The organism is Streptomyces sp. ACA25, from assembly GCF_028200735.1.
GTDB lineage: Bacteria > Actinomycetota > Actinomycetes > Streptomycetales > Streptomycetaceae > Streptomyces.
Map to the genome: position 1 here is coordinate 45,652 of NZ_JAQKPV010000005.1, position 24,910 is coordinate 70,561.

Genomic DNA, 24,910 nt, shown 5'->3' on the forward strand with positions numbered 1-24,910 from the left:
CAGGCCAATTCCGCCTCAGGGCCCGGCAACGGCTGACGGGGTGCGATCGGACGGTTCGTCGTCGGCGGGCGGCTCTGCGGCAGCACCGGTGATGGTCACGGGCGCCACGTCCGCGACGCTGCGCTGCTTGCCGATCGTGGCTCGCAGTCTGCCGAGGCCCAGGAGCACGTAGCCGCCGATGATCACGGCCACCACAAAGCCGGCGATGGTGGCGACGAAGCCATCGGCCGACGGGTCGATGAACGAGTACGACGACACCTCGGCGTTCACCATGTAGGCCAGGTACGCGAGCAGCGGCAGGGTCCAGCTGAGTGGATACCACCAGGCGGCTGTGGACTGATTGCGTCCCACGGCAACCCAGTCGATGAGGACGATCAACGGGGTCAGTACGTGGGTGAACAGGGAGGAGGTGGTGCTGTAGTCGCTCTCCATCATGGTGGCGTACACGATGCAGACGAGCATGAGTGCGACGGTCAGGGACCCGCGGAGCCATCCGGAGCGGGGCTCGTGCCGCCGGCCCCCGGTGAGCAGCGGATAGGCGGCCAGCCCCAGGTAGACGAAGCCGGTGACCACACTGGCGAGCTGGCTGAGTTCGTGCAGATTGGCGAACGGAGTTCCGGCCCGGGCGACGACGTCTCCGTAGCCGATGAAGCAGAACGCCACGATGAGCAGTCGCCACAGGGTGACGCCCGTCAGTACCCGGCTCGGGAGGCGGGACGAGGGCTCCGGTTCGGCAGTCACCGGGCTGACCGGGACGGGACTCGCTGCATGCACGCTGGTGGACGCCATGGCGTGACAGTAGCGGGCCCCCGTCGCGAAGAGGTCACGGTTGGTGCGGTGAGCGTCGGCCTGCAGGGAACGGCAGCCACCGCCGGGAGGTGGCGGGCGGCGGAAGGGCGGGGCGCTCCGGATCCGGAGCTGTGAGCGCGGGGCAGGGGATTTCCGTGAACAGACGTGTGTCACGCGGTGTGTGGCAGGCTGGGTTCCCACGCGGCATGGGCACGACTGGGGAGGCGCGGGGAATGGTACGTGGCCGCAGAGTGGCCCGACGGGCGGCGGCGAGCGCCTTGTTGATCGGTCTGGTCGCCGCGTGCGCCGGTGGGCCGGCTGCCGACCGTGCGGGGCGGGAACAAGCAGAACCCGCTCCCCCCGGCGCGGAGGAGGCCGAGCCCGGTTCGCCGCCTTCGGCGGTACCGCCGGACGCCTCCGGCCCGGATCTCGACCCCGACCCCACCCCTGAACTTCCCGACCCCGACCCGGCACCGGCGGTCGGCACCGCCGAAGTGGCCGAGGTCGTCGCGAGAGGGCTGGACTCCCCCTGGGGGCTGGCCGAACTTCCCAACGGCGACTTGCTGGTTGGCTCCCGGGACAAGGCGACCATCCATCAGGTGGACAGGAACAGGGGTGAGACGACCCTGCTGGGAACGGTGCAGGGAGTGGCGCCCGGCGGTGAGGGTGGCCTGCTGGGAATAGCGTTCGAGGGTGAGCACGTGTACGCCTACTACACGACCGCCTCGGACAACCGGATCTCTCGCTTCCTGCTGCGTGAGGAGAGAGCGGAGGGCAGCAGGCTCAGCTCCCCGGACCACCTCGTGACGAGAATCCCCAAGGGAGACAGTCACAACGGGGGCCGGATCGCTTTCGGTCCGGACGGATTGCTGTACGCCGGCACCGGGGACGCCGGGGCGCCGGACAGTGCTCAGGATCCCGAGTCACTGGCGGGGAAGATCCTCCGTATGACTCCCCGCGGGCGTCCTCCGGAGGACGGGAATCTCAATTCCGGCTCTCTGGTCCACTCTCTGGGACACCGCAACGTGCAGGGCCTGGCCTGGGACGCTGCCGAGCGCCTGTGGGCCACGGACCTGGGGCCCGCTGCCTCCGATGAGCTGAACCTGATCCAGCAGGGGGGAAATTACGGCTGGCCGGACGTGACCGGAACCGGGGGGGACCCCGAATTCGTCGACCCGGTCCACGAGTGGGATCCCGCGGAGGCATCTCCCAGCGGACTCGCTCAGGTGAGTGGGTCGCTCTGGGTGGCGGCACTGCGGGGAGAGCGCCTGTGGCGAGTCCCCCTGGACGGCACCGGCACCGGCATCGTGGCCGAACCGCAGTCCTTCCTCGACGAGGAGTACGGGAGGCTGCGCAGCGTTCTGCCCGCAGGGGACGGGGAGCTGTGGGTTCTCACGAACAACACGGACGGTCGGGGTCATCCCGGCGAGGGGGACGACATGCTGATCCGGATGTCGGTGACCTAGACCGCCATGCCGTAAACGATGGTGAACAGCGTTCCGAGTGAACCGATGATGAAGACGCCGGTCAGCCCGGCGACGATGAGGCCCTTGCCCTGCTCCGCGCTGAAGGTGTCCCGCATCGCGGTCGCACCGATCCGTTGCTTGGCAGCACCCCAGATGGCGATCGCGAGGCAGATGATAATCGCCAGTGCCATGATCACCTGAACCATGGTCCGGGCCTCGTCACCGAGTGTGCCGAACGGCCCCCAGTCCGGGGCTATGCCGCCGATAATGGTGGTGATATCGCCTTCTTCGGCCAGGTACATGGTGAGCTCACCGCCTCTCGCTGTTGCTCTCCCGGATTGTGCCACGTTCTCCGGACAGAGGTGACCTCCAGTCAGAGAGGACGAACCCGCTGACGAGGTGTCGCGGGGCGGGATGGCTGGGGAGCATGGTCCTTGCCGGGTGGGGCCGGCGCACGTGCGGCGGTCGCGGGCGGCCGGGTGGAGCGTGCGCTGGGGTGTTCTGCTCCGGTGCGCCGGGTATGCGGGTCCTCGCTGGGCGAACGGGGTTTTCCCACCGGCCGGTTGTGCGGGATGGTTGTCGCATGAAAAAGGTGGCGCTGGTAGTTGGGCTGGGGTTCGGGGGGGTGGCCTTCTTCATGGCCCTCCTGGTCGTCGGTGTCTACGGTGCCGCGGCCGGTCTGCTCGGCCCCGGGGGCAAGGGCGGCCAGCTGGCGCGCAACTCCGTACCGGACGCGTACGCGGGGCTCGTCCAGGAGTGGGGGAACCTGTGTCCGGAGCTCACCCCGGCGCGGCTGGCCGCGCAGCTCAACCAGGAGAGCGGCTGGAACCCGAACGCGCAGAGCCACGCGGAAGCACAGGGCATCGCTCAGTTCATCCCCGGCACCTGGGCGGTGCACGGCATCGACGGCAACGGGAACGGCCGGGCCGACGTCTGGGATCCGGAGGACGCCATCCCGTCGGCCGCGTCCTACAACTGCAAGCTGGCGCAGTACGTGAAGGACGTGCCCGGCGATCCGGTGAACAACATGCTGGCCGCGTACAACGCGGGTCCGTACGCCGTCATCCAGTACAGCGGAGTCCCGCCGTATCAGGAGACGCAGCACTATGTGCGGGTCATCCGGGCGGCGGAGGAGAGCTTCGCCGAGGCGGAGGCCGAGGTGCGGCTCCCGCCTTCGGAGGCGGCGGCGCGAGCCGTGCATTTCGCGCAGGAGCAGCTCGGTACGCCGTACCTGTGGGGCGGGGACGGCGGCCCGGAGGATGACGGGCGGTTCGACTGCTCAGGGCTGACCAAGGCGGCTTTCGAGCAGGTGGGCATCGAGCTTCCGCGGGTGGCCAATGACCAGTGGCACGCGGGGCCGCACCCGGGCCGGGAGGAGCTGCTACCCGGTGATCTTGTATTCTTCGCGACCGACCTCACCGATTCACGCAGCATTCACCATGTGGGGATCTACGTCGGTGGTGGGTACATGATCGATGCTCCGTACACCGGGGCGGAGATACGTTTCAGTCCGATCGACAAGCCCGATTACTACGGGGCCACCCGCCCGGTTGCGACGTGACATGGTGATCGCGCTGCGTGAACGCTCCTGGCTGATCTCTCTTGGGTAACGCTGCGGTGATTCTTCGGTGGATGTCGGAACGCCGCAGGGTGTACGCGGCGTTACGTGGGCTGGTATGGAGCTTTCCGCTTCCGGATGTCACGACGCGGTGGACGAGTACGACGAGTACGACGAGTACGACGAATAAGAGGACGAAGGGGCCGCACGGCACATGGCAGGACTCGAGAACCCCGACGTCGATGTACTGCGCGGCATCAACGGGCTGGCAGAAGGGCTGACGGGCTGGGTCGGCGGCGCCGTCACGTTCATGGGGGAGTTCGGTCTCCCTCTGGCGCTGGTGCTCCTGGTGTTTGTCACCTGGTGGGTGGTGCGCCGTCGGACCGACGCCGTGCAGGCGGTGGCCGGGGCAGCCTGGGCCCCGCTGGCCGCCGCTCTGGCCTACTTGCTGAACTCCCCGATCCGGGAGTTCGTGGGCCGGCCCAGACCCTTCGTGGTGGATGCCGACATCCACGTGATGCTCGACGGCAAGGTCAGCTACTCCTTCGTCAGTGACCACGCGTCCGGGGCGATGACGATTGCGGTCGCCCTGATCCTGGTGCACCGCAGGATCGGGCTGATCGCTCTCGCGCTCGCCCTGCTGCAGGGCTTCGCACGGGTGCTGATGGGCCTGCACTACCCGACGGACATCATCGGCGGCTTCGCTCTCGGTACCGCCCTGGCGCTGCTCCTCTCGCCGCTGGCGATGGCCGCTCTCACCCCGTTGGTGCGGATCTGTTCCGAGTCCCGCTGGCTGGGCTGGGTGGCTGTACCGGCTGCCGGGCCCGATGCCGGGCCCCGCTCCGGGCCTGACGCCGGGCCTGATGCCGAGCAGGAACAGCCGCCCACCGGGCGCGCGGCGCGCCGACGTGCGCGTACCCGGAAGCGGATGGCTGCCTGAGCCCGAAGGTACGGCCGCCCTCAGCCCTCGGTACCCCCACCGGGCCCCGGAGACGGGGCGAGGACGTGGGCGGCGGCCTCGTCGCGGGCCAGCGGCCGTGAACGCCGGGCCGGGCCGGCCCAGCCGCAGCTGCAACGGGGGGCAAGGAAGGGGCCGCGCTCCACCAAGCTGATGTGGTGCTCAGGGGCGGGAGCGGCCCGCGGCGTTCTCGCTTCACTCTCGTGCTGCACGGATCCACCGTATCGAGCGCAGCCGGCCTTCCGCCCGTGACGGTGTCCGGGGGACTTCGTTATCCGGGTGAGGAAACGGTGACGGTGGTGGGGGGTCGGTGGTCCATGCGGGTTAGGCAGCGTGCGCGGCGCTCGAGCAGATGTCTCACAGCCCTGGTCTGCTGGGCGGCTGCGCTCGCCGCGGGGGTCGCGGTCACCGGCTGTTCGGGTATCGGCCCCGCGGCGCCCGGCACCGTGATGGACAGCGCCGCGGGGGTGGGCAGCGACCCCTCCGAGGAGGCCCGGGACGTCATCCGCCGAGTGGCGGACACGCTGGCTGCGGCGGAAAGCTCCCAGGCCGGCACCGCCTTGCGGATGACGTCCGGCGGCACCCGGCTCACGATCCATGGTGAAGGGGCCTTCGACTACGTGGGCCGGGTCGGTGAGCTGCGGGTCAGGCTCCCGGGGGAGCCGGTGGCCGAGCCGGTCACCGAGTTGTTCGCTCCGGGGGCGCTCTACATGAAGAACCGCGGTGCCGGCGTGCCCCCCGACAAATGGGTGCGGGTCGAGACCGCCTCGCTGTCCGACGGCAACCTCGTCACCGGCGGGGCCACGGATCCGATCACCGCTGCCGAGCTGTTGCGCGGCGTCCTGCAGGTCGCGGACCTCGGCGTCAAAGAGGTGGGGGGCGAGCTGCTGCGGCACTACCGGGGAGTGACGGACATCGCTGTGGCTGCGGAGGCCGCGGTGGATCCGGTGTACCGGGAGCAGCTGGCTGCGGCGGTGGGAGGCTTCGCCGACACAGCGGTACCGTTCGACGCCTATCTGGACGAGGACGGGCTGCTGCGGAAGGTCCGGCACCGCTTCAGCTTCGTGAACTCCGCGGCGGGTCAGGACGCGGCGGGCCAGGACACGGCGGGTGGGGACACAGCGGGCGGGGCGGCCGAGGACGCCCTCCCCGAGAGTATTGACGTCACCTCAACCGTTGTTCTGTTCGATTTCGGTGCGCCGGTGCACATCGTGATGCCGGAGCCGGAGGACATTTTCGCCGGGGCGGTGGTGGCCGCCGCGGCGCTGCGACGCGGGGAGCCCGCCGCTTCCTGAGCCACCGGTGCGTGGTGGACCCGGCCGCGGGCCGCCCGCAGCGGTGGGGTCAGGTCCTGAGCAGTCGCGCGATGGCCGCGGTGGCCTCCTCGACCTTGTCGTCGATACCCTCGCCGCCTTCCTGGGCGGCCCGGGCGACACAGTGCCGCAGGTGCTCCTCGAGCAGCTGCAGTGCGAAGGACTGCAGGGCCTTCGTCGAGGCGGAGACCTGCGTGAGTATGTCGATGCAGTACACGTCCTCCTCGACCATCCGCTGCAGGCCGCGCACCTGCCCCTCGATCCGGCGCAGCCGCTTGAGGTGGGCGTCCTTGTCCTTGCTGTAGCCGTGGCCGTGCTGGCTGTGCTCGGGCAGGACGGCCGGCGCAGGGCTCCCCGCCGTGCTCTCCTTAGCGGTGGTCATGACGGCTCCTCCCACGAGCGGATATACCCCTTGCGGGTATATCCTATCGAACGCGCGCTGCTTTCGGCAGTCTCGCACCTTCCGGGCTCTCCGGCGGCGGCCGGATGCGCCGGGGCTTACGGTTCTACCGAGGTGATTCTCCCCCTCGGCGGAATTCACCCCACGTGTTGCGTCGGCGCCCCGTGGTAGCCGGACAGGGGTGGGCAACCAGGCTGCCCTCCGCAGTTCATCTTCCGTTCACTTGCGACCGTCTGTCACTTCACCTGCTCTCCCTACTTTTGGCCTCGGGCGTGTGTCCGCGGCGTGCGTTCGCGGTCAGCCCCGGACCCGTACGGAAGGAACCGAAGACAGTGAAGCTTCCGCGCACGACCCGGCACCGTGCTCTCGGTCCGGTCGCCGTCGTGGTCTGCGGCGCCCTGGCTCTCACTGCCTGTGGCACCGATGACAACTCGGGAATCCCGGGTGCCGTCGACTACTCCTCCGAGAACGTGCGCTGCGGGCCCGAGGGGGCGCTGCTGGCCTCCGGCTCGACTGCGCAGGCGAACGCCATGGAGGTGTGGGCGAACACTTACCAGGCGAACTGCCTGGACAGTCAGGTGAACTACAAGGCGACCGGTTCCGGGGCGGGCATCCAGGAGTTCCTGCAGGGCACCACGGCCTTCGGTGGCACGGACTCGCTGCTGGGCGCCGCGGAGGTCGCCGAGTCGCAGGAGGTCTGCCGGGACGGCGGCAAGGCCATTCACCTTCCGATGGTGGCCGGCCCGATCGCCGTCGGTTATCACCTGCCGGGGGTCGAGGACCTGGTGCTGGACGCCGTCACGATGGCGGAGATCTTCGACTCCGAGATCACCCGCTGGGACGACCCGGCCATCGCGGAGCTCAACCCGGACGTCGAGCTGCCCGACATCCGGATCACTCCGTTCTACCGCTCGGACGGTTCCGGTACCACCGACAACTTCACCTCCTACCTGAACGCCTCGGCCCCCGAGGCGTGGCCGTACGAGCCGGACAAGCAGTGGCGGGGCAGCGGCGGACAGTCCGCGGACGGCTCCTCCGGCCTCGTCGGCATGGTGCAGCAGAACGTGGGGGCGATCTCCTACTTCGAGCTCTCCTACGCCCACGAGAACCACATACCCGTGGTGAGCATCGACACCGGCGCGAGCGAGCCGGTGGCCGCCACGGTGGAGACGGCCTCGGCCGGCATCGCGGCCGGGGAGATCATCGGTGAGGACGGGGACCTGGCCCTCCAGCTGGACTACGCGACATCGGACGAGGGCGCGTACCCGATCAACCTGGTCGCCTATGAGATCGTCTGCGACCGGGGGAACGCTCCGGACACGCTGGAGCTGACCAGGGCCTTCCTCGAGTACACCGCCAGCGACGACGGGCAGGGCATCGTGTCGGAGTTCGACTACGCGCCGATCCCGGAAGAGATCATCGTGCAGGTACGCGAGCGCATCGGCAGCATGAGCTGATGCCGGCTCCGCTGCCGGTCCCGGCTCTGACCGCCGGACCGACCGCTCCGCTCCGCGTCCCGCCCACACGGAAAGATGATGGGAATGCCTGCGACACGCACTGACCTCCCGCCTCCCGGGGGCGCGGGGCCGGCGAAGGCTCCGGCCGGCAAGGGAGCCACGCGCCCCGGCGACCGGATCTTCAGCGGCCTGTCCAAAGGGGCGGGTATCACCCTCCTGGTGATCATGGCCGCGATGGCGGCATTCCTCACCGCCCGGTCGGTGGTCGCCGTCCAGGCGAACGAGGGGAACTTCCTCACCACCTTCGAGTGGAACGCCAACGCCGACCCGCCGGTCTTCGGTATCGCCGTGCTGCTCTTCGGCACCGTGATCAGCTCGATCATCGCGATGGTGCTTGCCGTCCCGGTCGCTGTCGGTATCGCGCTGTTCATCTCGCACTACGCCCCGCGCAAGCTGTCCGGCACCATCGGCTACGTGGTCGACCTGCTCGCCGCCGTGCCCAGCATCATTTACGGCCTGTGGGGCGCGCTGTTCCTGGTGCCGCACATCACCGGCCTGTACGAGTGGCTGGACCAGTTCTTCGGCTGGACCGGTGTCCTCTCCTACGACGGCAGTCCGGCCCGTTCCCTGATGACGGTGGGCATCCTGCTGGCGATCATGATCCTGCCGATCATCACCAGCGTCACCCGTGAGGTCTTCAAACAGACCCCCAGGGCCCACGAGGAGGCCGCCCTCGCCCTGGGCGCGACCCGCTGGGAGATGGTCAGGATGACGGTGCTGCCGTTCGGCCGCTCCGGTGTCATCAGCGCCTCGATGCTCGGCCTCGGCCGCGCGCTCGGCGAGACGATGGCGGTGGCCACGGTGCTCTCCCCGGCCTTTCTCATCGACGCCAGCCTCCTGGAGTCCGGGGGCGCCACCTTCGCCCAGAACATCGCCAGCCAGTTCAAGGAGGCCGGGACGATGGGCCGGGACGCGCTGATCGCCTCCGGCCTGGTGCTCTTCCTCCTGACCATGCTGGTCAACGGCGCGGCGCGGCTGATCATCGCGCGCCGCAAGGAGTACTCGGGGGCCAACGCGTGAGTGAATCCGTGAAGCAGAACGAGAAGCAGGAGCCGGGCCCGCCCACGGTCGGTGACCAGCCGCTCCTGGACCCCGGTGCTCCGACGGCCGGCCATCGTGCCAGCACGCTGTACCAGCCGCGGCTGCCGCGCTGGGCGCCGGGCGCGACCGTGCTCGGCGCGATCGCCGTCGGCGTCGGCTGCGGGCTGGTGTTCGGCCTCGAGAGCCGCGTGCAGTGGGGCCTGATCGCCGCTCTGGTCTTCGTCACCGGCACGTTCGCGCTCACCACTGTGGTGGAGGGGCGCCGGCAGGCGGTGGACCGCTTCGCGGCCAGCCTGGTGTGGACCAGCTTCGTGGTGGCCGTCCTGCCGCTCGCCTCGCTGATCTGGGAGACGATCGCCCGGGGGGCCCCGGGGGTCAGCTGGTACTTCCTGACGCACTCGATGAACGGCGTACTCAGCTGGCAGGACGGCGGCGGCATCTACCACGCCCTCCTGGGCACCGTTCAGCAGGTGGTGCTCGGCTCGGTGATCGCCATTCCGATCGGCCTGCTCACGGCGGTCTACCTGGTGGAGTACGGCAAGGGGAAGCTCGCCAAGGTCATCACCTTCTTCGTGGACGTGATGACCGGCATCCCCTCGATCGTCGCCGGTCTGTTCATCCTCAGCATGTGGATCATGATGCTGGGCTTCGGCTACTCCGGTTTCGCCGGTGCGATGGCGCTGTCCATCCTGATGATGCCGATCGTCGTCCGGTCCACGGAGGAGATGCTCAAACTCGTCCCGAACGAACTCCGTGAAGCGTCGCTCGCCCTCGGGGTGCCCAAGTGGCGCACCATCCTCAAGGTGGTCCTCCCCACCGCTGTGGGCGGTATCACCACCGGCGTCATGCTGGCCCTGGCCAGGATCGCGGGCGAGACCGCACCGATCATCCTGCTCGTGTTCGGCAGCAACATGATCAACGCGAACCCCTTCGAAGGTGCTCAGTCCTCGCTGCCGCTGTTCGTGTACGAGCAGTGGGCACTCGGAACCGAGGCCGCCTACGACCGGGCCTGGGCCGCCGCCCTGGTACTGATCGTCTTCATCATGATCCTCAATCTGGTGGCGCGGGGAATCGCCCGCTGGAAGTCCCCGACCCACGCCCGCTAGCCGCCGGACGCCACCGACAGACGTGAGAGACAGCGAGAGACCCCATGGCCAAGCGCATTGACATCAAAGGCCTCAGCGCCTACTACGGCTCCCACCGGGCCATCGACGAGATCTCGATGCACGTGGAGCCCCGCTCCGTGACGGCCTTCATCGGACCGTCCGGCTGCGGCAAGTCGACTTTCCTGCGCACGCTCAACCGGATGCACGAGGTCACCCCCGGCGGCCGGGTGGAGGGCGAGGTGCTGCTGGACAACGAGGACCTGTACGGCCCGGGCGTCGACCCGGTACAGGTCCGCCGCACCGTCGGCATGGTCTTCCAGCGGCCGAACCCTTTCCCCACGATGTCGATCTACGACAACGTCACCGCCGGGCTGAAGCTGAACGGCAAGTACCGCAAGTCCGAGCTCGACGAGGTCGTCGAGAAGAACCTGCGCGGCGCGAACCTGTGGAACGAGGTCAAGGACCGGCTGCAGAAGCCGGGCTCCGGGCTCTCCGGAGGGCAGCAGCAGCGGCTGTGCATCGCCCGGGCCACCGCGGTCTCACCGGATGTGCTGCTGATGGACGAGCCCTGCTCGGCCCTCGACCCGATCTCCACGCTCGCCATCGAGGACCTGATCGACAAGCTGAAGTCGCAGTTCACCATCGTGATCGTCACGCACAACATGCAGCAGGCCGCCCGGGTCTCGGAGCGGACGGCGTTCTTCAACCTCGCCGCCGTCGGCCAGCCCGGCAAGCTCATCGAGGTCGACGACACCGACCGGATCTTCTCCAACCCGTCCCAGCAGGCCACGGAGGACTACATCTCCGGCCGCTTCGGATGACGCCGCCCCCGGGCCGGCCGTCAGCGGGACAGGGGCGGTCCGCGGGACAGGGGCCGTCCGCCGCGCGGCCGCGTCAGCCGAGGAGCAGCCGGAGCGCTCCGTAGGCACCCGCCGCGATCACCGCTGCCGCGGGCATCGTGACGAACCAGCCGGTCACGAGGTGTTTCGCCACCCCCCAGCGCACCGCGCTGAGCCGCCTCGTCGCCCCGACTCCCATGATCGCCGAGGTGATCACGTGGGTGGTGGAGATCGGGGCGTGGAATATGTACGAGGCGGCGTACATCACCGAGGCCGCCGTCGTCTCGGCAGCGAAGCCGCGCGGCGGGTCGAGTTTGATGACGCTCCGTCCCGTGCCCCGCAGGGTCCGCCAGCCGCCCGCGTACGTGCCCAGCGCCAGCGCCACCGCGCAGAGGAGCTTCACCCACAACGGGATCGGCTCTCCCTCACCGGCCGTCCCGCTGATGACCAGGGCCATCACCACCACGCCCATCGTCTTCTGGGCGTCCTGCAGACCGTGCCCGAGGGCCATACCGGCCGCCGAGACGGTCTGGGCCATCCGGAAGCCGCGCTTCGCCCGGCCCGGATGGGCGTCCCGGAACGTCCACAGCAGGGCGACCATCGCGAGCCGGCCCAGAAGCAGGCCGACGACGGGGAAGAGGAACATCGGGAGGACGACCTTCGTCACCACCCCGTCCCAGTGGACCGTGCCCGCACCGGCGAGCGCCGCCCCCACCAGGCCGCCGACCAGCGCGAGCGAGGACGACGAGGGCAGCCCGCGGCGCCAGGTGAGCAGGTTCCAGGCGAGCGCACCGACGAGCGCGGAGAACAGGATCGTCATGCCGTGGGAGCCGGTCTGTGGGGCAATCAGTCCTTCGCTGACCGTCCGGGCGACCTCGCTGCCCAGAAAGGCGCCGGCCAGATTCATGAAGGACGCCATGGCCAGGGCCACCCGCGGGGTGAGTGCCCGGGTGGAGACCGAGGTGGCAAGGGCGTTCGCCGAGTCGTGGAAGCCGTTGGTGCAGGTGAAGAGCAGGGCGGCCCCGATGACGAGAACGAGGGAGAAGGTGTCCAACGCGGTCAGGACTCCTTGACCACGATGGACTCCACCGTGTTCGCGACCTGCTCGAAGGCGTCCGCGGCCTCCTCCAGCACATCCACGACCTGCTTGAGCTTCATCACCTCAATGGCGTCGAAGCCGTCGTTGAACAGGTGGGCCAGCAGCTTGCGGTGGGCCCGGTCCGCCTGGTTCTCCAGCCGGTTGACCTCGATCCAGTACTCGGTCAAGCCGCTCATCGTCCGCAGCTGCGGCATCGCCGCAGAGGTCAGACCGGCAGCGCGGTGGAGCACCTCGATCTGCTCCTCCACGCCCCGGGGGAGCTCCTCCAGCCGGTACAGGACCACCAGGTCGACCGCTTCCTCCATGAAGTCCATGACGTCATCGAGCTGCGAGGCGAGCCGGTAGATGTCCTCCCGGTCGAAGGGGGTGATGAACGAGGAGTTCAGCTGGTGGATGATCGCATGCGTCGCGTCGTCCCCGGCGTGCTCGGCGGCCCGCATCCGCACGCCGATCTCTTCCCGGGAGGCACCGTCCGGGGCCGCGAGCAGTTCCAGCAGAAGCTCGGAGCCGGTGAGGATGTTGTCCGCCGCCTGAGCGAACAGCTCGTAGAAGCTGTCCTCCCGCGGCGTCAGGCGAAAGCGCACTGGAGGTCCTCACCGGGTTCATGTGGATGTACCCGATGATGCTAAGGCCAGTTTCCGGCCAGTACCCCACGTTCGTGCGAGACGTCACTCGTCACCCGGGGCGGCCGGGTACGGGCGCGGCAGGAGTCAGCGCCCACCGTTGTACGGGCCGTACGGACCGTCACTGCTGCTCCAGCCACCACGGCCGCCGCCCCCGCCTCCGGTGATGGCCTGGATCGCCGGGCGGACGTCCACGATGTACACGATGGCGGCGATGGTGCCGGCCAGGACCAGCAGCAGCCACGGCACGAAGAGCTGCACGGCCACGGTGAGCCCGAGGATGATCAGCCAGAACTGCTTGTTCTGCTTGTTCGCCGCGCGGAAGGCGTCGTCCCGTTGCAGCGCCGCGTGGACCAGCGCGAAGATGCTGAGGATGAGCAGGCCCAGGAAGAGAAGGCTCATCAGCGAGTTGAATCCTGACATCAGCATGCGTGTCCACCACCATGTCGGTAACCGGCCGTACCACCCCACGCTACCGGCCGTGCGGCCCTGCGCCCAATGCCTGGGCGGCCCGGGCTGCACGGACGGCGAACCCTTCCACGGTCAGTCCTGCGCGGGCGTCTTCTTCGGTCCGTCCCCCGCCTCGGCCGCGGGAGTCTCGGCCCGCTCCACGATCACCTCGGCGACGACCTCGGTGGAGTCCTTCTCGGAGCGCCACTCGTCGACCGCTCCCTTGCCGCGCTCGGTCAGCTCGTCATAGGTCTCCCGGGCCTTCGCCGCGTACTCGCGCGCGGCGCCGACGCCCTGCTGAGCGAGGGTCTGGGCCTGCTCGCGCAGCTTCGGCAGTTCGGTCTCCCGGACGCTCTGGATGCGGGCGGGCGCCTCGGCGCGCAGCTTGTCGAAGGTGGCGGGCAGCTCGCGCAGCTTCTCGGCCGCGAGGTCCGCGGTGCCGGCGGCGAAGTAGAGCGGGGTGGCGTTGCTGAGGGTCTTACGGAGGTCGTCGGTGCGTGCCATGGTTCTCGGCCCCTCCCAGGGTCTGCCGGACCCCAGGGCCCGGCGCTTGCGGTGGTTCAGTTGGGTTGTTCGGTCGGTGTGGAGTCGGCGGTGGTGCCGCGGAACGAGTCGTAGATCTGCAGCAGCGCCTGCTGCTGCTGCTCGGTCAGCGCCCGGTCGGCCAGCACTGCTTCCCGGACTCCCGGCCGGCCGGAAGGCTCCGCCTCCCGCTCGTCGAGAATCCCGGCCCGCACGTACAGCGTCTCGGCGGAGATCTCCAAGCCCTTGGCGATCTGCTGCAGGATTTCCGCGCTGGGTTTGCGCAGCCCCCGCTCGATCTGGCTGAGGTACGGATTCGACACCCCGGCGGCGTCCGCGAGCTGCCGCAGCGAGAGTTTCGCCTGGCGGCGCTGCTCGCGGAGGAAGTCGCCGAGACCACCGACGTCGAACGGAGTCATGACCTCAGCCTGCCCGATGTTGCTAACTATTGCAAGCGGAGTGCTTGCTTCTGTGCAGCACGGCGTGCCGGACCGCTGGGGAGCCCGGGTGCTGAACGGCGCGCCAGGAAGCAGCGGCACCTGACCGAGCTGCTCAAGAAGGTCCGGCCCCCGCGCCGCCCGTAGTAGCCACTTTTTTGTGGGTACTTGGCGACGGGCGGCAATGGGGTGACCCTGGTGAAGCGCGGCCGGAGGGCCGTCAGATCCTGGTGAAAGTGGGTGACGAGGCGATGCGTCATGAGGCCGACCGGGCCTCGGTGAGCTTCTCCGAACGGCGGTGGCCCCCGCCGATCTTCGAAGAGACCGCGGAGGAGGCCGACAGCGGTCACTACTCCGGTGAGGACAACCCGATCACGTGCCGTATCGTCCATGGCGCACATCGTCCACACCTCCGAGGCACACGGCATTGACGCGGGCGTGATGCGCGCGGCTGAGGGCATGGCCCGCCGAGCCATAGGACGGGGTCACGGTGCCGACGGGTTCATACGGGTCGCCGAGCTCCTGGGCCGCCGCTGAGGAAGACCCCGCGTTACCCGGATTGACTGAGACAGCCGAGCAGCAGCTGTCTCAGTCAATCTGCGCGGTGGGAACTCCAGCGGAGACGGGCCGGCCCATGGACGGGTCGTCAGCGGGTGGTGAGGATGATGAGCTGCCCGGTCGCCCGGGTCATCGCCACGTAACGGTCGACCGCTCCCTCGATCCCCGTGCCGAGCGTCCCCGGGTCGATGAGGACGACCAGGTCGAACTCGAGGCCCTTGGACAGCGCCGGGGTCAGCGACCGGACGCGGGGATCCGGCCGGAACGTGACGTCGCCGGTGCCGCCGGCGTGGATGACACAGGCGGTCCCCTCGGGGTGCGTGGCGAGCCAGTTGCCGAGAAGGGAGTCGATCTCCGCGACGGAGCCGTGCACGACGGGGGCGCCCCGGCGGACCGAGACCGGCACATTGGCATCCGGGAGCGCGGCCCGGATGACCTGCTCGGCCTCCGTCATGACCTCTTCCGGAGTCCGGTAGTTGATGCTCAGCGAGGCCACCTCGGCCCGGTCGAGCCCGATCCGCTTCAGCCGCTCCTGCCACGACTCCGTGAACCCGTGCCGGGCCTGGGCGCGGTCACCGACGATGGTGAAGCTGCGGGACGGGCAGCGCAGCAACAGCATCTGCCACTCGGCGTCGGTCAGTTCCTGGGCCTCGTCCACCACGATGTGCGCGAACGGGCCGGCCAGTGGTTCCGGGTCGGCGGTGGGCAGCGCGGCCCCGTCGATCAGGCTGTCCCGCAGGTCCTGGCCGTGCAGCATCGTGACCGCGCCCTCGCCGTCGTCATCGGCCGCGAGCACATGATCGATGACCTCGGCCATCCGGGCGCGTTCGGTGGCGAGGGCGGCGCTGCGCCTGCGTTCGCGCCGCTCCGCCTCCGGGTCGCCGAGCCGCTGCCGCGCCGCGTCCAGGAGCGGCAGATCGGACACCGTCCAGGCCCGGGGGTCCGCCCGCTGGAGCCTTCGGATGTCGTCGGGGCCGAGCCAGGGGGCGCACATCCGCAGATAGGCGGGCACCGACCACAGGTCGCCGACCAGGTCGGACGCCTCGATCAGGGGCCACGCCCGGTTGAGGGCCCCGGCCAGCTCCCTGTTCCGCCGCAGCGACCTGCGGAACGGTTCGGACGGGTCGTCGCCCTCCGGGCCGCCCGGCATGAGCTTGTCCTGCAGGATCGCGGTCAGCGCCTCCCAGATCTGCTCGCGCGCCTCGTTGTGCGGGGTGCCCGGGACCGGCGCGTCGAAAGCCTCGGCCCAGTCGTCGGCGCTCAGCCGGACGTCGGACCCGTCGACCGTGACCGTCATCCCCTCGGACGGCGGCTCCTCGTAGAGCCGGACGGCCGGCTCGATCGCCTTCACCATGTTGGCGGAGGACTTCAGGCGGGCCGCTTCCGGATCGGTCTCGGCCATCGCACCGGCCCCCTCGGGGACGAGGTCCCGCAGGGTGCAGACCCGTACGCCCTCCTCGCCGAGGGCGGGGAGTACGTCGGAGACGTAGGCCAAGTAGGGCTGGTGCGGGCCGACGAACAGCACGCCGCCACGCCGGTGACCGAGGCGGGGGTCGGAATGGAGCAGGTAGGCGGAGCGGTGCAGGGCGACGACGGTCTTGCCCGTGCCCGGACCGCCGTCCACCACGAGGGCCCCACGCGAGTCCGCCCGGATGATGGCGTCCTGGTCGGCCTGGATGGTGGCGAGCACATCCCGCATCCGGGCCGTGCGGCTCTCGCCCAGGTCGGCGATGAATGCGGACTGGTCGTCGAGCGCGGCGTGCCCTGCGAGCCCGTCGGCAGTGAACACCTCGTCCCAGTAGTCGCTGATCCGGTCGCCGGTCCAGCGGTACCGGCGACGGCTCGCCAGGCCCATCGGGTGGGCGTGGGTCGCCGCGAAGAACGGCTCAGCCGCAGGGGTGCGCCAGTCGATCAGCAGGCGGCCTCCCGCGCTGTCGGCGAGGCCGAGCCGCCCGATGTACAAGGGCTCGGGGGCGTCCGCGGGGACGATGCGGCCCAGGCACAGGTCCAGGCCGAAGCGGCGCAGGGCACGCAGACGGCCGGTCAGCCGGTGGATCTCCGCGTCCCGGTCCATGGCCTGCCGCCCGAGGCCGCCCGGCGCCCGGCGCACGGCGTCGAGGTGCTGGGACAGTTCCGTGATCGTCCGGTCCAGGCTCTTCGCGAGGGCCGCGAAGTGGCGCTCGTCATCGGCGATCAGCGCCGGGTCGGCCTTCGGGGAGAGGCGGGTGGGCAGCTCGAACGCGCTCCCACGCGCCGAAGGTGCCCTCGACGGCATTTCGGTATGCACTTCGTGAATCTCCCATTTCCGCAGGTTCTGGCCTCGGCAGGCGATTCTGCGGCACGACCGGGGTCTTGTGGCAAGGCCCCCCGTGCGCTATACGTTGAGAGTGGCAAGGAGAGGGTTCTCCTTGCCATTTCTGGTGTGCGGCGGACGCACGCCCCGGCAGCAGCCCGCACTGATGCCCGCAGGGCGCGTTTCCCCGTCGGAGCGACCCTTGTTCACGTGGAACGCCCGATGTCTGGTGCCACAAACCCGGCCCTGCGCCAATCCTCGGCGAGCGGCGTCACCCCCGCATGTCACAAACGGCCGGGCTGTCTCGTCTCAGGTCCTGGAGACCGAAAAGGCGGATTCCGGAAGGGTGAGGGGCATGCGGGTGTTCGTGGCAGGCGGGACCGGGGTCATCGGACGGCGGCTGGTGCCGCAGCTGGTGGCCCGTGGCCATCAGGTGACAGCGACGACGACGAGCGCGGCCAAGCTGGAACTGCTGGCGCGGATGGGCGCGGACGGGGTCGTGATGGACGGGCTGGACGCGGCGTCGGTCGGTGAGGCGGTGGCGGCTGCCCGGCCGGACACCCTCGTGCACCAGATGACCGCGATTTCCGCGGCACACGCCGGAAAGCCCGGCATACGGCACTTCGACCGGTACTTCGCCCCCACCAATCGGCTGCGCTCCGAAGGCACGGACCATCTGCTGGCCGCCGCCGAGGCAACCGGCGTGTCCCACGTCGTCGGGCAGAGCGTCGCCCTCTGGAACGGCCGCCGGGAGGAGGGGGGACGAGTGAAGACCGAGGAGGACCCGCTGCCCCGGGGTGTGGGCAGGTTCCGCCCGGCGGCGGAGGCGATCAGCCACCTCGAGGACGTGCTCGTCAAGGCCGGTGGCGCGGCCCTGCGCTACGGCGCGTTCTACGGGCCGGGCGCCACCGATGAGCAGATCGAGTTTGTGCGCAAGCGGCAGCTCCCCCTCGTCGGCGGCGGCACCGGCTGGACGTCATGGGTGCATGTCGACGACGCGGCGAGCGCCACCGTCCTGGCGGTGGAGCAGAAGGCCCAGGGGGTGTTCAACATCGTCGACGACGAGCCCGCTCCGGTCCGCGAGTGGCTGCCCTGGCTGGCTGCCTGCGTGGGGGCGAAGCGGCCGCTGCGGGTCCCCACGTGGGTGGCGCGGATGCTGGCCGGGGAGCTGGTGGTGACGATGATGACCGAGGCGCACGGCTTCTCCAATGCCAAGGCCAGGCGGGAGCTCGGCTGGGAGCTGCGCCACCCCACCTGGCGGCAGGGCTTCCAGGACGTGACGGCGTGACCCGGACCGAGGAGTTCGAGGAGCTGCGACCGCTGCTGTTCTCCCTCGCGTACCGGATCCTCGGCAGTGTGAGTGAGGCCGAGGACGCGGTCCAGGAAACCTGGCTGCGCCACGAGGCCTCCCGGACACAGCCCACCTCGGCCAAGGCCTTCCTCTCGGCCGCGGTCACCCGGATCTCGATCGACGTGCTGCGCTCGGCCCGTCTCCGGCGGGAGAGGTACGTCGGGCAGTGGCTCCCCGAACCACTGCTCACCGACCCCTACGAGGATCCCGCGCGCTCGGCGGAGCTGGCCGACTCGGTGTCGATGGCGGCCCTGCTGCTGCTCGAGCGGCTCAGCCCGCTCGAGCGGGCGGTCTTCGTGCTGCGCGAGGTGTTCGGGTTCGGCTTCCCCGAGGTCGCGTCGGCCGTCGGGAGGTCGGAGGCGGCGTGCCGCCAGCTCGCGGTGCGGGCGCGACGCCACATGGACGCGGGCCGCCCCCGCTTCGAGGCGGACCGCAGGGAGCGGGAGAAGCTGGCGGCGCGGTTCTTCGACGCGCTCCGGGAAGGCGATGTCGGAGGCCTGCGGGAGCTGCTCGCCGCCGACATTCAGCTGGTGGGGGACGGCGGCGGCAAGGCCCCGCAGCTGCCCATGACCCTCACCGGTGCCGAGAAGGTGGCCCGGGTGCTGGCCGCGAACTTTCCGCTGCTCGGCCGGGTCGGGGTGGAGATGGAGCCGCACGAGGTGAACGGCCGGCCGGGCGCGATCCTCCGCGACCGGCACGGCAGGGTGCTCAATGTCCTGACGCTCGACATGTCCGACGGGCGGATCCAGACGATCCGTTCGGTGGCCAACCCCGACAAGCTCGGACACGTGGGTCCGGTCGCGGACGGCTGGGCGCTCAAGCGGGAGGCGCAGCAGGCTCGCCGGCCGGCCGTTACGTGCTGTGCACGATCTGGATCAGGTTGCCGCAGGTGTCGTCCAGCACCGCGGTGGTGACCGTACCCATCCGCAGCGGCTCCTGGGTGAAACGCACCCCGCGCTCGCGCAGCCGGGTGAACTCCGCTTCCACGTCGTCCACGGCGAAAGAGGCGGCCGGGATGCCGTCCTGGAGCAGCGCCGTCCGGTAGGGCTGCACCGCGGGGTGACCGGAGGGCTCAAGCAGGAGTTCGGTACCGTCCGGGTCTTCCGGCGAGACCACGGTCAGCCAGCGGTCCTCGCCCAGCGGGACGTCGTGTTTCTGCACGAAACCGAGCACGTCGGCGTAGAAGCTCAGCGCCTTGTCCTGGTCATCGACGAAGACGCTGGACAGGTGAATCTTCATGGGCTGCTCTCCGGTGCGTCGGGTCTGAGCCATCGGGTCGCGATGCGCTCAAGAGGTTCGGTGTTCACGTCATGGAACTTGTAGCGGCCCTGGCGCCGGGAGCGGACCAGACCTGCGGATTCGAGGACGGCCAGATGCTGGCTGACCGCCTGACGAGAAAGCCCCAGACCGTGCTTGGTCACCAGCCGTGCGCATATCTCGAACAGGGTCTGGCCGTCCCGCTCCACCAGCTCGTCGAGGATGCGCCGACGAGTGGGGTCGGCCAGCGCCTTGAAAACGTCCTCCGCCATGACCACCACCATAGGCAAGTATTGGCTTGCCTATCAAGCGCTGTACCGCACGACGGCCGTGGGATGCTGGTCCGGTGCACCTGGAGGACCTGGTCCGGCTCCGCCGGGCCCGCGACCTGATGGACCGTGACTACGCCGAGCCACTGGACGTTCCGGCGCTGGCGCGCGTCGCCCTCATGTCGGCGGGCCACTTTTCCCGCAGCTTCCGCGAGGCATACGGGGAGACGCCCCACAGCTACCTGATGACGCGCCGGATCGAGCGGGCCAAGGCCCTGCTGCGGTGCGGCGAGCTGTCGGTGACGGAGGTCTGCTTCGCCATCGGGTGCACGTCGCTGGGGTCGTTCAGTTCGCGGTTCACCGAGCTGGTGGGCGAGAGCCCGAGCGCGTACCGGGCGCGCCGGCACGAGGAGGTCGCGGGAATCCCGGCCTGCGTCGCGATGATCTACACGCGACCGGTACGGACCGCGAAACCGGTCAGGAACGAAGAAGCGAAGCGCGTGGCGCGTCCGTAGCGTGAGCCCCATGGACATCAGACTTTCGCAATGCTTCATCGCCGTCGACGACCACGACAGGGCGCTCGGCTTCTACCGGGACGCACTCGGTCTCGAGGTGCGCAACGATGTCAGGTTCGAAGGGCTGCGCTGGGTGACCCTCGGCTCGCCGTCGCAGCCCGACGTGGAGATCGTGCTGGAACCGCCCACCGGCGACCCGAATGCCTCACCGGCCGACAAGCAGGCCATGGCGGAGCTGCTGGCCAAGGGCATGCTGCGCGGCGTGATCTTCTCGACCGACGACTGCGACGCCACGTTCGAGCGCATCCAGGCTTCCGGCGCCGAGGTGCTGCAGGAGCCGACCGACATGCCGTACGGGGTTCGCGACTGCGCCTTCCGCGACCCCGCGGGGAACCTGCTGCGCTTCGCGCAGCGCTCCGGCACGTGACCCAAGGCGCCGGCCGGTCCCACGGCACCGGCCGGCGCGCCACCGCACCGGCGACGGTGTCGGTCCGTGGCGGGACAGCGGGCCCGTGCGGGCCGGAGACCGTGCCCGGAACCGGCGAGGGCGAGCCGGTCAACGCTGAAGGGGGCCGCGAGGGCGGCTCGCACCCCACCGAGGGAGACACGATGGGCAGAACAACGAGGACGGACCCGCGGTCGCCGGTGCCGCACGTCGCCGACAGCCACGAGATGATCCGCGTGCACGGCGCGCGCGAGAACAACCTCCAGGACATCAGCGTCGAGATTCCGAAGCGCCGGCTGACGGTGTTCACCGGTGTCTCCGGCTCGGGCAAGAGCTCTCTGGTGTTCAGCACGATTGCCGCGGAGTCGCAGCGGATGATCAACGAGACCTACAGCGCCTTCGTGCAGGGCTTCATGCCGGCGTCGGCGCGGCCCGAGGTCGACGTGCTCGACGGGCTGACGACCGCGATCGTCGTCGACCAGGAGCGGATGGGCGCCGACCCCCGTTCCACGGTCGGCACCGCCACCGACGCGCACGCGATGCTGCGCATCCTCTTCAGCCGGCTCGGGCAGCCGCACATCGGCCCGCCCGGGGCGTTCGCCTTCAACGTTCCCTCGGTCCGGGCGAGCGGCGCGATCACGGTCGAACGCGGTGCGGAAAAGACCGTGAAGCAGACCTACACCCGCACCGGCGGCATGTGTCCGCGCTGCGAAGGCCGGGGCACGGTCACCGACATCGACCTCAGCCAGCTCTACGACGACTCCAAGTCGATCGCCGAGGGCGCGTTCACGATCCCCGGGTGGAAGTCGGACAGCTGGTGGACCGTGCGCACCTACGCCGAGTCGGGCTTCCTCGACCCGGACAAGCCGATCCGCACGTTCAGCAAGAAGGAGATGCACGACTTCCTCCACCGGGAACCGACCAAGGTGAAGGTCGAGGGCGTGAACCTCACCTATGAAGGGCTCATTCCCAAGGTCCGCAAGTCGTTTCTGTCCAAGGACCGGGAGGCTCTGCAGCCACACATCCGCGAGTTCGTGGACCGGGCGGTCACCTTCACCGCGTGTCCCGAATGCGGCGGCAGCCGGCTCAGCGCGGCGGCCCGGTCGTCACGGATCGGGAAGATCAACATCGCTGACGCGTGCGCGATGCAGATCAGTGATCTGGCCGCCTGGGCCGGCCGCCTCGACGAGCCGTCGGTGGCGCCACTGCTCACGACACTGCAGGGGACTCTCGACTCGTTCGTGGAGATCGGGCTGGGCTACCTGTCGCTCGACCGGCCGTCGGGCACGCTGTCGGGTGGCGAGGCGCAGCGCGTCAAGATGATCCGCCACCTCGGGTCGGCACTGACCGACGTCACCTATGTCTTCGACGAGCCCACCATCGGGCTGCACCCCCATGACATCCAGCGGATGAACCACCTGCTGCTGCGGCTGCGGGACAAGGGCAACACGGTGCTCGTCGTGGAGCACAAGCCGGAGACGATCGCGATCGCCGATCACGTCGTCGACCTCGGCCCCGGCGCCGGTGCGAAGGGCGGCACCGTGTGCTTCGAGGGCACCGTCGAGGGGCTGCGGGCGGCCGGTACTCTCACCGGCCGCCACTTCGACGACCGGGCCGCCCTCAAGCCGACGGTGCGGACGCCCGCCGGCGTGCTGGAGATCCGTCACGCGACGGCGCACAATCTGCGGGACGTCGATGTGGACCTTCCGCTCGGGGTGCTCGCCGTCGTCACCGGCGTCGCCGGCTCCGGGAAGAGCTCGCTCATCCACGGTTCGCTGGTCGACGGCCCGGCGGGCTCCGGCGCGGGCGTGGTGTCGATCGACCAGAGCGCGATCCGCGGCTCGCGGCGGAGCAACCCGGCGACGTACACGAAACTGCTCGACCCGATCCGCAAGGCGTTCGCGAAGGCCAACGGTGTGAAGCCGGCGCTGTTCAGCGCCAACTCCGAGGGAGCCTGCCCCGCCTGCAACGGCGCCGGCGTCCTCTACACCGACCTGGCGATGATGGCCGGCGTCACCACGACCTGCGAGGAGTGCGAGGGCAAGCGGTTCCAGGCGTCGGTGCTGGACCACCACCTCGGCGGCCTGGACATCAGCGAGGTGCTCGCGATGTCGGTGACCGATGCCCGGGAGTTCTTCGGCGCGGGCGAGGCGCGCACGCCGGCCGCGCGGGCCGTCCTCGACCGGCTCGCCGACGTCGGGCTCGGTTACCTCAGTCTCGGCCAGCCGCTCACCACGCTGTCGGGCGGTGAGCGGCAGCGGCTCAAGCTGGCCACGCAGATGGCCGCGAAGGGCGGCGTCCTCGTCCTCGACGAGCCGACCACCGGTCTCCACCTCGCCGACGTCGAGCAGCTGCTCGGCCTGCTCGACCGGCTCGTCGACTCCGGGAGGTCGGTCATCGTCATCGAGCATCATCAGGCGGTCATGGCGCACGCCGACTGGATCATCGACCTCGGCCCCGGTGCCGGCCACGACGGTGGCCGGGTCGTGTTCGAGGGCACCCCCGCCGACCTGGTCGCCGCCCGCTCCACCCTCACCGGCGAGCACCTGGCGGCGTACGTGGCCACCTGACCGAGGCCCGTGCGGCCACCGCAGGGCGGGGGCGGGGGCGGGTGCGGCGACGACGGGCCGGGGGTGCGCTCGTGGGCCGGAGCGGCGGACGGGGACGGCGGATGGGCCGTTGGCCTGAAGCGGGGCGGGCGTCGGCCGTGGCACGCCGGAGGACTCGCGCCACGGGGCGACGATGTGACGGGTCACCCGCCCCTCGCTCTTGCCGAGCCTCACGGACCCCGGAAGGACTTCTCCATGGAGATGCCCGTCGTGCGCGAATGCGCCGCGGAAGCCTGCGCGTACAACAGAGAGCTTTCCTGCCACGCTCTGGCCATCACGGTCGGCGACGCGCGGCACCCCCACTGCGACACCTTCGTCAGCGGGGCCCCCAAGGGTGGTGATCCGACCGCCGTCGGGAGAGTGGGCGCCTGCAAGATGTCCGGCTGCCTGCACAATGTCCAGCTCGAGTGCCGTGCTCCGGGTATCAGCGTGGGCGTTCAGTCCCAGGGGGCCGACTGCCTGACCTACGCGTCGGCCTGAGGAAGCCGGCCGGCGCACGGGGAAGCCCCCGCCGGACGCGTGGTGCATCCGGCGGGGGCTCCCCTGTGCGAGGTCGGCGGTGTTGCTCAGTGCCGGGATCTCAGCGGAAGTTCACATCGCTGCACATGTAGTACGACTGGTCCATGTGCGAGGCCTGCCAGATCGTGTACACGATGTGGTTGCCGCTGCGGCCGGGGGCGTTCACGTCGACCGTGATGTTCTGGGTCGGCGCGTAGCGGCCGGTCGTGCGTACCAGCTCAAGGTCGTTCCAGGTCAGCGGCTGGGTGTGGGGGTTGAAGCCCTGCCGCGTGACGTAGATCTGGAAATAGTCGGCACCGTGGCTGGCCTGGTCGTACAGGCGCAGGGAGAAGTTGCTGCCGACGCTGGTGGTCTGCCACGGACCGACCGTGTCCATGGAGTTGTAGCGACCGCCCTCGGTCCGGCCCGCACTGCACAGCTGACCGTTCGGAATGGCGCCCTGGTGGTTGCCGCGGACGTTCTCCCGGTACAGCCCGTTCCAGTTCCACATGGCGTTGGGGTTGTCCTGCCATGCCTGCCAGCACATGGGGTCCTGCTGGGCCATGTTCGGGTTCAAGTGGTCGCTGCCCCACCGGTCGAAGCAGCCGTAGTTGCGGGCGGCCGGATCGACGATGGACCCGTGGGCGGCGGCGGTGTCGGTCCAGGGGATCAAACCGAGCAGCACTGCGGACACCAGAGCTACAGCGCGAAGTGTCCAGTTCGAGTTCTTTACCTGATCATGACAATGCATTGCGCGATCTCCGTCTTCCGGCTGTGGGGTTTCCGGGTTGGGAGCGCTCCCATGTTTCGGGGACACTCTACCCGACGACACAACGCAGAAACATAGGGCGCGCTCCCTTACGTGCCCGGGCTTCGGGCACCCCCATGGTGGGCCGACGGGCACGGGGCCCTTGTGCCGTGCCGCGGGAGACCCGCCGACGGGCGCCGGACCGGGCACTCGCGCACCCGGAGGAGAAACGGTGCTCCGGGGGCGCAT

The 24,910-nt window shown here is 69.8% G+C and carries 26 protein-coding genes and 1 pseudogene; 15 read left to right on the forward strand and 12 right to left on the reverse strand.

Going from position 1 to position 24,910, the window contains the following annotated elements; all coding sequences use genetic code 11:
* Positions 1 to 15: 15 nt before the first annotated feature.
* Positions 16 to 789 carry a hypothetical protein gene (locus PJ985_RS10095; RefSeq protein WP_271683303.1) on the reverse strand — a complete coding sequence of 258 codons (774 nt, stop codon included), beginning with the start codon at positions 787 to 789 and terminating at the stop codon, positions 16 to 18.
* 233 nt (positions 790 to 1,022) lie between these two features.
* Here PJ985_RS10095 and PJ985_RS10100 point away from each other — a divergent pair, with 233 nt between their 5' ends.
* Positions 1,023 to 2,255 carry a PQQ-dependent sugar dehydrogenase gene (locus PJ985_RS10100; RefSeq protein ID WP_271683304.1) on the forward strand — a complete coding sequence of 411 codons (1,233 nt, stop codon included), beginning with the start codon at positions 1,023 to 1,025 and terminating at the stop codon, positions 2,253 to 2,255.
* Here PJ985_RS10100 and PJ985_RS10105 read toward each other — a convergent pair.
* Positions 2,252 to 2,557, reverse strand: coding sequence for a hypothetical protein (locus PJ985_RS10105; protein ID WP_271683305.1), 306 nt, complete (start codon positions 2,555 to 2,557; stop codon positions 2,252 to 2,254). The two genes, PJ985_RS10100 and PJ985_RS10105, sit on opposite strands and share 4 nt — an antisense overlap.
* A gap of 281 nt (positions 2,558 to 2,838) precedes the next feature.
* On the opposite strand from PJ985_RS10105, the gene PJ985_RS10110 reads away from it, so the two are divergent.
* The 3 genes from PJ985_RS10110 to PJ985_RS10120 all read left to right on the forward strand — a co-directional run bounded on the left by PJ985_RS10110 (position 2,839) and on the right by PJ985_RS10120 (position 6,066).
* Complete coding sequence (locus PJ985_RS10110; RefSeq protein ID WP_271683306.1) at positions 2,839 to 3,816, forward strand: bifunctional lytic transglycosylase/C40 family peptidase; 978 nt, start codon at positions 2,839 to 2,841, stop codon at positions 3,814 to 3,816.
* Between the two features lie 211 nt (positions 3,817 to 4,027).
* A complete protein-coding gene (locus PJ985_RS10115) occupies positions 4,028 to 4,753 on the forward strand; it encodes a phosphatase PAP2 family protein (RefSeq protein WP_271683307.1) in 726 nt (241 codons plus the stop codon).
* A 335-nt stretch (positions 4,754 to 5,088) separates the two neighbouring features.
* Positions 5,089 to 6,066, forward strand: coding sequence for a hypothetical protein (locus tag PJ985_RS10120; protein WP_271683308.1), 978 nt, complete (start codon positions 5,089 to 5,091; stop codon positions 6,064 to 6,066).
* A 49-nt stretch (positions 6,067 to 6,115) separates the two neighbouring features.
* On the opposite strand, the gene PJ985_RS10125 is transcribed toward PJ985_RS10120, so the two are convergent.
* Positions 6,116 to 6,466 (reverse strand): metal-sensitive transcriptional regulator, encoded by a 351-nt coding sequence (locus PJ985_RS10125; protein WP_271683309.1) that lies wholly within the window; start codon positions 6,464 to 6,466, stop codon positions 6,116 to 6,118.
* 350 nt (positions 6,467 to 6,816) lie between these two features.
* Here PJ985_RS10125 and pstS point away from each other — a divergent pair, with 350 nt between their 5' ends.
* From pstS to pstB, 4 genes are all read left to right on the forward strand, one after another.
* Positions 6,817 to 7,941, forward strand: coding sequence for a phosphate ABC transporter substrate-binding protein PstS (gene pstS / locus PJ985_RS10130; protein WP_271683310.1), 1,125 nt, complete (start codon positions 6,817 to 6,819; stop codon positions 7,939 to 7,941).
* 84 nt (positions 7,942 to 8,025) lie between these two features.
* Positions 8,026 to 9,021, forward strand: coding sequence for a phosphate ABC transporter permease subunit PstC (pstC, locus tag PJ985_RS10135; protein WP_271683311.1), 996 nt, complete (start codon positions 8,026 to 8,028; stop codon positions 9,019 to 9,021).
* 65 nt (positions 9,022 to 9,086) lie between these two features.
* Complete coding sequence (gene pstA, locus PJ985_RS10140; protein WP_271683545.1) at positions 9,087 to 10,148, forward strand: phosphate ABC transporter permease PstA; 1,062 nt, start codon at positions 9,087 to 9,089, stop codon at positions 10,146 to 10,148.
* A 44-nt stretch (positions 10,149 to 10,192) separates the two neighbouring features.
* A complete protein-coding gene (gene pstB / locus PJ985_RS10145) occupies positions 10,193 to 10,969 on the forward strand; it encodes a phosphate ABC transporter ATP-binding protein PstB (protein ID WP_271683312.1) in 777 nt (258 codons plus the stop codon).
* A 73-nt stretch (positions 10,970 to 11,042) separates the two neighbouring features.
* On the opposite strand, the gene PJ985_RS10150 is transcribed toward pstB, so the two are convergent.
* From PJ985_RS10150 to PJ985_RS10170, 5 genes are all read right to left on the reverse strand, one after another.
* A complete protein-coding gene (locus PJ985_RS10150) occupies positions 11,043 to 12,041 on the reverse strand; it encodes an inorganic phosphate transporter (RefSeq protein ID WP_271683313.1) in 999 nt (332 codons plus the stop codon).
* A 5-nt stretch (positions 12,042 to 12,046) separates the two neighbouring features.
* On the reverse strand, positions 12,047 to 12,670 hold the full coding sequence (locus PJ985_RS10155; protein WP_271683314.1) for a DUF47 domain-containing protein: 624 nt from the start codon (positions 12,668 to 12,670) through the stop codon (positions 12,047 to 12,049).
* 126 nt (positions 12,671 to 12,796) lie between these two features.
* On the reverse strand, positions 12,797 to 13,138 hold the full coding sequence (locus PJ985_RS10160; protein ID WP_271683315.1) for a DUF2516 family protein: 342 nt from the start codon (positions 13,136 to 13,138) through the stop codon (positions 12,797 to 12,799).
* Positions 13,139 to 13,252: 114 nt separating this feature from the next.
* Entirely contained in the window at positions 13,253 to 13,663 is a 411-nt protein-coding gene (locus tag PJ985_RS10165; RefSeq protein WP_271683316.1) for a hypothetical protein, read from the reverse strand.
* A gap of 56 nt (positions 13,664 to 13,719) precedes the next feature.
* A complete protein-coding gene (locus PJ985_RS10170; RefSeq protein WP_271683317.1) occupies positions 13,720 to 14,100 on the reverse strand; it encodes a helix-turn-helix domain-containing protein in 381 nt (126 codons plus the stop codon).
* A gap of 323 nt (positions 14,101 to 14,423) precedes the next feature.
* Here PJ985_RS10170 and PJ985_RS10175 point away from each other — a divergent pair.
* Positions 14,424 to 14,655, forward strand: a pseudogene (locus PJ985_RS10175) (NAD(P)-dependent oxidoreductase); the annotation flags it as partial.
* A 109-nt stretch (positions 14,656 to 14,764) separates the two neighbouring features.
* Here the strand turns inward: PJ985_RS10175 and helR are convergent.
* Positions 14,765 to 16,951 carry an RNA polymerase recycling motor ATPase HelR gene (gene helR / locus PJ985_RS10180; RefSeq protein ID WP_271683318.1) on the reverse strand — a complete coding sequence of 729 codons (2,187 nt, stop codon included), beginning with the start codon at positions 16,949 to 16,951 and terminating at the stop codon, positions 14,765 to 14,767.
* 373 nt (positions 16,952 to 17,324) lie between these two features.
* Here helR and PJ985_RS10185 point away from each other — a divergent pair, with 373 nt between their 5' ends.
* Positions 17,325 to 18,257 (forward strand): NAD-dependent epimerase/dehydratase family protein, encoded by a 933-nt coding sequence (locus PJ985_RS10185; RefSeq protein ID WP_271683319.1) that lies wholly within the window; start codon positions 17,325 to 17,327, stop codon positions 18,255 to 18,257.
* Complete coding sequence (locus PJ985_RS10190; RefSeq protein WP_271683320.1) at positions 18,254 to 19,234, forward strand: RNA polymerase sigma-70 factor; 981 nt, start codon at positions 18,254 to 18,256, stop codon at positions 19,232 to 19,234. Before PJ985_RS10185 ends, PJ985_RS10190 begins: the two co-directional genes overlap by 4 nt.
* Here PJ985_RS10190 and PJ985_RS10195 read toward each other — a convergent pair.
* Entirely contained in the window at positions 19,173 to 19,559 is a 387-nt protein-coding gene (locus tag PJ985_RS10195; protein ID WP_271683321.1) for a VOC family protein, read from the reverse strand. The genes PJ985_RS10190 and PJ985_RS10195 overlap by 62 nt on opposite strands.
* A complete protein-coding gene (locus PJ985_RS10200) occupies positions 19,556 to 19,849 on the reverse strand; it encodes an ArsR/SmtB family transcription factor (RefSeq protein WP_271683322.1) in 294 nt (97 codons plus the stop codon). The genes PJ985_RS10195 and PJ985_RS10200 overlap by 4 nt, the downstream gene beginning before the upstream one ends.
* 74 nt (positions 19,850 to 19,923) lie before the next feature.
* Here PJ985_RS10200 and PJ985_RS10205 point away from each other — a divergent pair, with 74 nt between their 5' ends.
* The 4 genes from PJ985_RS10205 to PJ985_RS10220 all read left to right on the forward strand — a co-directional run bounded on the left by PJ985_RS10205 (position 19,924) and on the right by PJ985_RS10220 (position 23,895).
* A complete protein-coding gene (locus PJ985_RS10205) occupies positions 19,924 to 20,361 on the forward strand; it encodes a helix-turn-helix domain-containing protein (protein ID WP_271683323.1) in 438 nt (145 codons plus the stop codon).
* Positions 20,362 to 20,371: 10 nt separating this feature from the next.
* Positions 20,372 to 20,788 carry a VOC family protein gene (locus PJ985_RS10210; RefSeq protein WP_271683324.1) on the forward strand — a complete coding sequence of 139 codons (417 nt, stop codon included), beginning with the start codon at positions 20,372 to 20,374 and terminating at the stop codon, positions 20,786 to 20,788.
* A gap of 182 nt (positions 20,789 to 20,970) precedes the next feature.
* Entirely contained in the window at positions 20,971 to 23,376 is a 2,406-nt protein-coding gene (locus PJ985_RS10215) for an excinuclease ABC subunit UvrA (protein WP_271683325.1), read from the forward strand.
* A 234-nt stretch (positions 23,377 to 23,610) separates the two neighbouring features.
* Positions 23,611 to 23,895: a DUF1540 domain-containing protein gene (locus tag PJ985_RS10220; RefSeq protein ID WP_271683326.1), complete on the forward strand. Its 285-nt coding sequence runs from the start codon at positions 23,611 to 23,613 to the stop codon at positions 23,893 to 23,895.
* Positions 23,896 to 23,995: 100 nt separating this feature from the next.
* Here the strand turns inward: PJ985_RS10220 and PJ985_RS10225 are convergent, their stop codons facing one another.
* Positions 23,996 to 24,664, reverse strand: a complete 669-nt coding sequence (locus tag PJ985_RS10225) for a lytic polysaccharide monooxygenase auxiliary activity family 9 protein (protein ID WP_271683327.1) — start codon at positions 24,662 to 24,664, stop codon at positions 23,996 to 23,998.
* Between the last annotated feature and the right edge of the window lie 246 nt (positions 24,665 to 24,910).